Source organism: Hyphomonas sp. (assembly GCF_037969335.1).
Taxonomy (GTDB): Bacteria; Pseudomonadota; Alphaproteobacteria; order Caulobacterales; family Hyphomonadaceae; genus Hyphomonas.
Genome location: NZ_JBBKXE010000160.1, coordinates 1 through 7126 on the forward strand (window position 1 = coordinate 1; position 7126 = coordinate 7126).

Annotated in this window: 8 protein-coding genes; all 8 read left to right on the forward strand. The window is 62.2% G+C overall.

Annotated elements, in window-relative coordinates; all coding sequences use genetic code 11:
• Positions 1–79: 79 nt before the first annotated feature.
• The 8 genes from AADA04_RS12090 to AADA04_RS12125 all read left to right on the forward strand — a co-directional run bounded on the left by AADA04_RS12090 (position 80) and on the right by AADA04_RS12125 (position 7013).
• Positions 80–646, forward strand: a complete 567-nt coding sequence (locus AADA04_RS12090) for an antirestriction protein ArdA (protein WP_340693527.1) — start codon at positions 80–82, stop codon at positions 644–646.
• A gap of 45 nt (positions 647–691) precedes the next feature.
• The gene (locus AADA04_RS12095) at positions 692–940 is read left to right on the forward strand and encodes a hypothetical protein (RefSeq protein WP_340693528.1); all 249 of its coding nucleotides are present in this window, start codon (positions 692–694) and stop codon (positions 938–940) included.
• 9 nt (positions 941–949) lie between these two features.
• Positions 950–2722, forward strand: coding sequence for a ParB N-terminal domain-containing protein (locus tag AADA04_RS12100; protein WP_340693529.1), 1773 nt, complete (start codon positions 950–952; stop codon positions 2720–2722).
• 455 nt (positions 2723–3177) lie between these two features.
• Positions 3178–3498 (forward strand): DUF736 domain-containing protein, encoded by a 321-nt coding sequence (locus AADA04_RS12105; RefSeq protein ID WP_340693530.1) that lies wholly within the window; start codon positions 3178–3180, stop codon positions 3496–3498.
• Between the two features lie 235 nt (positions 3499–3733).
• Positions 3734–3937 carry a helix-turn-helix domain-containing protein gene (locus AADA04_RS12110; RefSeq protein WP_340693531.1) on the forward strand — a complete coding sequence of 68 codons (204 nt, stop codon included), beginning with the start codon at positions 3734–3736 and terminating at the stop codon, positions 3935–3937.
• Positions 3938–4372, forward strand: a complete 435-nt coding sequence (locus AADA04_RS12115) for a DUF2840 domain-containing protein (RefSeq protein ID WP_340693532.1) — start codon at positions 3938–3940, stop codon at positions 4370–4372.
• Entirely contained in the window at positions 4372–5112 is a 741-nt protein-coding gene (locus AADA04_RS12120; protein WP_340693533.1) for a S26 family signal peptidase, read from the forward strand. The genes AADA04_RS12115 and AADA04_RS12120 overlap by 1 nt, the downstream gene beginning before the upstream one ends.
• Before the next feature lie 206 nt (positions 5113–5318).
• A complete protein-coding gene (locus tag AADA04_RS12125; protein ID WP_340693534.1) occupies positions 5319–7013 on the forward strand; it encodes a DUF3363 domain-containing protein in 1695 nt (564 codons plus the stop codon).
• The last annotated feature ends 113 nt before the right edge of the window (positions 7014–7126 follow it).

A 7126-nucleotide genomic window follows, 5' to 3' on the forward strand; every position in this document is an offset into this window, starting at 1 on the left:
CGCCCGGGCGCCCGCACCTCTCGTCCGCCCACCCCCGCCTGCCGCGGGAGGGATTTGAGCGGCGGGACCGGAGGAATACATGATGCCCACGACCGCAACCCCTGCCCCCCTTGGCACAACTGCCTTGCCGGTTTGTGAGGCGCGCCCGCGCATCTACGTGGCTTGTCTTGCCGCCTACAATAATGGACGCCTGCACGGCGCATGGATTGATGTGAGCGGGCCCGACGAGGTGATGGCGCAAGTGTCCGTCATGCTGGCGGCGTCACCGGAACCGGACGCAGAAGAATGGGCCATTCACGACTATGAAGGGTTCGAGGGCGCACACCTGTCCGAATATGCCAGTTTTGAAACGGTGTGCGCGCTGGCCGACTTTATTGTCGAGCATGGCAGCCTTGGTGCGAGGCTCTATCGCGAATTTGGCGACGACCTTGAGCAGGCGCGCGCCGCCTTCGAGGACTATGCGGGCGAATATCGCAGCGCCGCAGGCTTTGCAGAGGAAGTAACGCGCGACAGCGGCACGGAGATTCCCACCTCTCTCGACTATTATATCGACTGGACCGCGCTTGCCCGCGACATGGCGCTGAACGGTGAGATCATGGTGTTCCAGACGGGCTTTGATGAAGTCCACATTTTCTGGAGCCGTTGAGCCATGGCGTTCCAGGAGACCTGCCTTCCTCATACCTGCACGGGCATGAGTGAGCCTCTTTCCCCCGCCGAGCACATACTCGGGCCCCGCCCCGGCTTGACCCTCGTCATTCAGGACGCCCGCGTTGTGGAGATTTGGGTCGCAGGCCGCGCGCCGCGCATCAGCTTGCGGGATCATGACTGGGGCGAGACCGACCCGCACGCGCTGCGCGACCGCGACGGCCTGCCCTTCACCCCGATCAACTGGAGGCTCCCGGCATGGGCGCTGGGCCTCTCTCTTCACCCGCCAGAATAGGAGACCCTCATGGCACAGCCCACACTCCGGCATATCCCGCTCGATCAATTACGGATTTCGAAACTCAACATGCGCCATGGCCGCAGGAAGCCGGACGTTTCCGATATCCTGCCCTCGATCCGGGAGAGCGGTATCCGGCAGACGCTGCTCGTAAGGCCCGAAGGCAAGCACTTTGGCGTCATTGCCGGGCGGCGACGATTCTTCGCGCTTCAGGCGCTCGCCAGGGAAACAGGCGAAACGCCGTTGGTACCCTGCGCCATCATGACAGAGACCGATGTGGCGAGCGCCGTGGAAGCCTCGCTCATTGAGAATGTCGCGCGCCTGCCCGCCACCGAGATGGAGCAGTATACCGCGTTCAAGCGGCTTCATGATGAAGGCCGCAGCGCCCCCGATATTGCCGCCTATTTCGGTGTGACCGAACTCCTTGTGCGGCGCGTTCTTGCGCTGGCCTCGCTCGCGGCCCCGATCCGGAAACTCTATGCCGAGGAGGAGTTGGACCGCGACACGATCCGCGCGCTCACGCTGGCGACACCTGACCAGCAGGCCGAATGGCTCCGCCTGTATGAGAGCGAGGAGGCGCGCGCGCCCATTGGCCGGGCCTGCCGTGCGTGGATTACGGGCGGATGGGCCATCACGACTGACAAGGCCCTGTTTGACCTTGAATCCTATGACGGTGTGATCACGGCAGACCTGTTCGGTGAGGCAGGCGTGTTCGCCGACGCGGACACGTTCTGGGCGGCGCAATCGATTGCCGTGGCGAAGCGGATTGAAGTCTACCTGGCTGACGATTGGCGCGATGTGACCTGCCTTGAGCGCGGGGCCTACTTCCAGCGCTGGGATCACAAGCAACGCGGCAAGGAAGACGGCGGCAAGGTCTTCGTGGAACTGCGCCACGACGGCACCGTCAGTTTCTTCGAGGGCTATGTCACTGCGGCGGAGGCGCGGAAACTGGACCGGGCGGAAAGCGGGGCAGACGATGCGCCGACCGCCAATGTTCGCCCTGAAATGTCCGGCCCGCTCGCCGAATATATCGGCTTGCACCGCCACGGGGCGGCGCGCGCCACATTGCTCGATCACCCCGCGATAGCCCTGCGTCTCATGGTGGCCCATGCGATGACAGGTTCGGCTCTCTGGGACGTGCGCCGCCACGAAATCACCACCCGCCGGGAGGACACACGCGCCAGCGTGGATCGATCGGTTGCCGAGACGCGCATGACGGGGGCGCGGGAGAACGTGGTGAGCCTCTTCACCGCGCTCGGTGTGAACGGGACGACGCGGCGCAATGGCGATGAATACCGCCTCTGCGAGGTCTTCTCTGCCCTGCTGGCCATGTCGGATGAGGAAGTCGGATCGGTGCTCGCCTTCGTCATGGCCGACACGCTGGCGGCAGGCGGTGCAGTGGCCGAAGCGGTAGCTCATGTCACCAATACGGACATGGGTCCTTACTGGAAACCCGAGCCTGCCTTCTTCGATCTGGTTCGGGACAAGCGGGCGGTCAATGCGATGGTCGCTGATATTGCCTCACCGTCCACCGCTGAAGCGTGCCTGACCGATACTGCGAAGGTGCAGAAGCAGCTGATCGGGAACAGGATCACGGGCGAAGGTTGCGAGCCGAAGGCGGATTGGCGTCCGGGATGGATGCAGGTGCCACCTGTCCGGCTTGTGCCCGGCGCAGCGTCTGCTCCCGCAGATGCGTGGGAACGGATCGCCGGTCTGTTTGAGGACAGTGAGGACGCATCTTGCGCTGACAATGAGCCTCATGCCGAACCACACGCCGCCTGACCACAGTTCGATGAAGTCGTGCTGAGTGGAAGCTGCCCGGTGCCTCGCATCGGGCGGCTTTCTCGTGGTCCTTTTCCGTTCGAACTGTCGGCGTTGAGAGCTGCGTTTACCCAAGTGCGCTCAGGAAATCGCCTGTCTTCAGGTGTTCGCCTGGGTCCGGATGCGCTTGCCAAAGGTGCCTGTTCCCATGTCCCACCGCTTCTCCGAAGACCCCTTGTTCCCGTCTTTTGCCGTGTGACCTGGACGGAGCGAAACAGGCCCGAAACCGGCCAGTCCCACGAATTTCCCCGGCGCGGGTGCGCCTTCCTCGCGAGACAAATTCGCAGGCCGGGCCGGTGCTCCGCTGTGCTGCGCCCGTACCGGTTCAGGCCCGTCCCGCGCCGTCCTTTCGGTCCGGCGTCGACGGGGACAAGGGGTCCCCGGAAGACAGCCAAGGAAATGAAAAGGAGACACCCATGGCAAACGCACTCGGATATGTCAGCGAAACCAAGACCGGCTTCGAAGGCGCCCTAGCAATGATGAACCTCAACGCCGCAATCCGGATCGAGAAGAATGGCGAGAAGGCCGCAGACGGCCAACCGGACTACCGCATCTTCGCTGGTGACACCGCGACCGAAATCGGCGGCGGCTGGATGCGCAAGGCAAAATCGTCAGGCCGCGAATACGTCTCGCTGACCCTCGCAGATCCGCAGATCGGACCGCGCAAGATCTACGCGAACCTCGCGCCGGTTAAAGGCAAGAAAGGGCGTCACGTGATCCTCTGGAACCCGAACTGATCCGGGTCTGACATCGCAATCTTCAGCCGCTCCGGAGCCCTCTCCGGGGCGGCTTCCTGCGCTGGCGCGCAACGTCAAAAACGCAAGCAAGACCATGCGCCGCGCGCATGGTTAAACGCCGTCTCACCTGCCCTGGGCACAAGTCCGTGACTCCCGGTTAAAGCCTTCCTTTGCTTTCATTGCCCGGAAGCCGCCCCTCATTGACCGGGCTCCGGCATCACGGAAGGCTGAGGACATGCACCCGGAAAACGACAATGGCACGCCATTCCTGACGACACGGGAGGCAGCGGACTACCTGCGCGTATCCGAACGCACGATCCAGAACTGGCGATACGCTGGCACAGGCCCTGACTATCGCAAGCATGTCGGGGTCGTCGTCTATCATATCGATGACCTGAACGCGTTTTCCAAAAGATGGATGCGGTCCGGAGGCAAGTGAATGAGACGTGACCTGACACGGCTCTGGCTGGGTCCTGGGAGAAATGGCGCCAGAAGTCGGCTTCTCTTTGGCACACCGCGCGTTACCCGACGCATTGGTCAGGGGCGCGAGGTCGCCCTGTTCGGCCCAGATGATGTATTCGGGTTTGAAACGGCCTCGGGCCGTTTGCCGGACTTTCAATGTGAGTTCGTTGGTATCGTGAAGTGTGGAGGCGCCGGCGCAAACTTGAGCCGGATTCCGCGCGTCGAACCAGGCGGTTTCTTGCTCTTGTCAGCCATCGGAAAACACCATGCGGCACGTGCGCTGGAAGCGATTGCGCGTCTGGAGAAAGTGCGCCCGCCGGGCGAAATCCCGGCCGCATTCTGGCAACGCCTGTCGACCCAATTGCTGGCCGGGTTGCCGGTGGCTGACCTGCTCGAGCGGACTGTTTGGTGATGACCCCGAAGCGCTGTTTTGTACTCGGAATGGCAGGCCTGGGCATTGCCCTTCTGGGCGTCGGACTGGTTCGGAAACCAGCGCCGAAATGGCTCTACAATGCAAGTGAAAGTGCGCCGGTCGGCTGGTACAGGGTCGAGCCAATGGCAAAGGTCATGCGAGGCGATCTCGTCGCGGCGCATCTCCCCGATCCTGCAGCTGGCCTGGCCGCGGAGCGCTTCTATCTCCCACCGGGCGTGCCCGTCATCAAGACAGTCTGGGCTGTTTCAGGCGACACGATCTGCGTCCGCGGCGAACAGGTGATCGTTGAGAGGCACGGGCCGCTGACGGTCCTCTCAGAAGATCGCAAGGGTCGCCCCTTGCAGGCATGGCGTGAAGGCTGCGAGGCGCTTGGCCCGGACGCGGTATTCCTTGTGTCCAATAAGACGCCGGACTCGTTCGACAGCCGGTATTTTGGGCCGGTGACTGTTGGCGATGTGATCGGGCGGGCGGTCTTCCTGGGAGATAGCATCTTCGGGTTGGAAGGACGTGTAAAGGTATCGGCGGGGGTTGAGGGCGATTGCAAGATAAAAGCTCATGGAGCCAATCAGGGTCTAGTCCCTTGTCTGCACGTCTCTTTTTATGGTTCTACGCCAGACTTCGCAGAGCCGGGATTCGGACCATTTCCCAATGACTGCTGCAGGACGGCATGGCTCCATTGGCCGTTTGAGGCGGATTTGGTGCGTGCGGTGCCCAAATGAATACCAAGGGCGACAATCCGTTCACCCCCCGTCCTGGCAGGATTCGATCTTCTGGATCAGGGGGGCGCGCGAAGTCGTATCTTTCGCGAATGACCAGGGCACTCTCGGAGTCAGGCGGCGCTCGGCTGTCCGGATTGTCCCGACGTCCATCCCCTACCCTGCACGGTGGCCGGAGACGTGTTATCGTCAAGGCGCGCATTATCCGGATGTCGGTGTCGAGCGCGGCAGCGCTCATGGCGCATGTGGCTTACATCAAGCGCGACACAGCCCTGTCAGAGGAGGATCGCGGACAGCTGTTCGACCGGGACCATGAAGATGCCGGCACGAAGGAATTTGTCGAGGCGGTGTCGCCGGACCGGCACCATTTCCGGTTCATTGTTTCGCCCGAAGACGGCGTTGAAATGGCGGACCTCAAACCCTTCGTGAGAGACCTTGTGGGGCAGATGGAAAAGGATCTTGAGACAAGACTCGAATGGGTCGGCGCGATCCATCATGATACCGGTCGGCCGCATGCGCATCTGATCATCCGGGGCAAGCGTGAGGATGGGAGGGATCTCGTCATCCCGCGGGAATACATTTCGCACGGTATTCGGGAGCGCGCAGAGGATCTTGTGACGCTTGAGCTGGGACCTGAAACGCCTCTCGAACAGGAGCTGAAACTCCATGCCGAGGCGACCGCCGAACGGCCAACCCGGATCGATCATTTCCTGGACCGGCAAGCTGGCGAGAATCACCTTCTCGTATTGAAGGATAGCCCGCCGCGTTACCGCACACTGCATGCGGCGCGATTACGGACGCTGGAGCGGCTTGGACTTGCTGAAAAATTGGGAGCGGGCCAATGGCAGCTCGATGCGAAGTTCAAAGCGACACTGAAGTCGCTCGGTGAGCGTGGCGACATCGTCAAGACGATGAACCGGGCGGTGGCTGGAACGCGTGGCCGCCGCCTCGATGCGGATGCAATTTTTGACCGGTCTGATCCGGATGGGCGGAGTGTGACAGGGGCGGTGCTTCAGCTCGGACTGGCGGGCGAGGCGCATGACCGGGCTTATGCAATCATTGACGGGCTGGATGGGCGGGCAGTTTACGCCGAGCTTGGTGGTGCGGAGCAGCATGCAGAGATCAGGCGCGGGGCAATCGTCACGCTGTCGCCGCCGGAGCTTGAGCCAAAACCGTCCGACGTCACGATTGACCGGATCGCACGGAAGAATGGCGGGACATATTCTGCGGGATTGCACCAGGCCAACGACCCGCGCGCCTCGCCCGAATTTATCGCGGCGCATGTGCGGCGGCTGGAGGCGCTCCGACGGCAGGGACTAGTCGAACGTTCGGCGGATGCAAATTGGACTATTCCGGCTGAGTATCTGGCGAAAGTACGCGTCTACGAGCGAAGCCAGACGCGATCCAGGTCGATAGCGATGTTGGTGCATAGTGAGATGGGGCTTGCAGAGCAGACACATGCGCTTGGCGTGACCTGGCTGGATGAAGCGCCCGCGCCGGCCGGCGTCCCGCTGGGGTTCGGGCGAGAGGTGGCGGATGCACAGATCAAGCGGCACCTATTCCTGGCCGAGGTCGGGATTGCTGCGAATGACGGGAAGGCGCTGACACAGGCACAGAAATCGGAACTGCTCAGGCGGGACCTGGCGCAAGCGGGCCGGACGCTAAGTGAGGAGATCGGGAAGCCATATTCTCCGGCGCCGACGCGAGGGCATGTGGACGGAATCTATCGGGAGCCGGTGTCTCGGGTCAGCGGGAAGTTTGCAGTGATTGAGCGAGCGAGGGATTTTACGATTGTGCCATGGCGGAATGTGCTGGAGCGCAGTCGCGGGATGAGTGTGTCAGGAATGATGCGGGGTGGGTCGGTTTCCTGGAAACTGGGACGCGGGATTGGTAGGTCAGATTAATCCCGTAAGCGGACACGCCGAGTGACCGATTTGGAGCGAGTTTAAGACGCTTGGCTAGGTCCATATTCGCCGTCAGAATAGCTCGACCTGTTTTCGCGGCTCAAATTCGCGAG

Bases quoted from the DNA above. Each gene is read 5' to 3' on its own strand.
- AADA04_RS12125 (WP_340693534.1), top strand. From the start codon at position 5,319: ATGTCGGTGTCGAGCGCGGCAGCGCTCATGGCGCATGTGGCTTACATC.
- AADA04_RS12100 (WP_340693529.1), top strand. From the start codon at position 950: ATGGCACAGCCCACACTCCGGCATATCCCGCTCGATCAATTACGGATT.
- AADA04_RS12105 (WP_340693530.1), top strand. From the start codon at position 3,178: ATGGCAAACGCACTCGGATATGTCAGCGAAACCAAGACCGGCTTCGAA.
- AADA04_RS12090 (WP_340693527.1), top strand. From the start codon at position 80: ATGATGCCCACGACCGCAACCCCTGCCCCCCTTGGCACAACTGCCTTG.
- AADA04_RS12120 (WP_340693533.1), top strand. From the start codon at position 4,372: ATGACCCCGAAGCGCTGTTTTGTACTCGGAATGGCAGGCCTGGGCATT.
- AADA04_RS12110 (WP_340693531.1), top strand. From the start codon at position 3,734: ATGCACCCGGAAAACGACAATGGCACGCCATTCCTGACGACACGGGAG.
- AADA04_RS12115 (WP_340693532.1), top strand. From the start codon at position 3,938: ATGAGACGTGACCTGACACGGCTCTGGCTGGGTCCTGGGAGAAATGGC.
- AADA04_RS12095 (WP_340693528.1), top strand. From the start codon at position 692: ATGAGTGAGCCTCTTTCCCCCGCCGAGCACATACTCGGGCCCCGCCCC.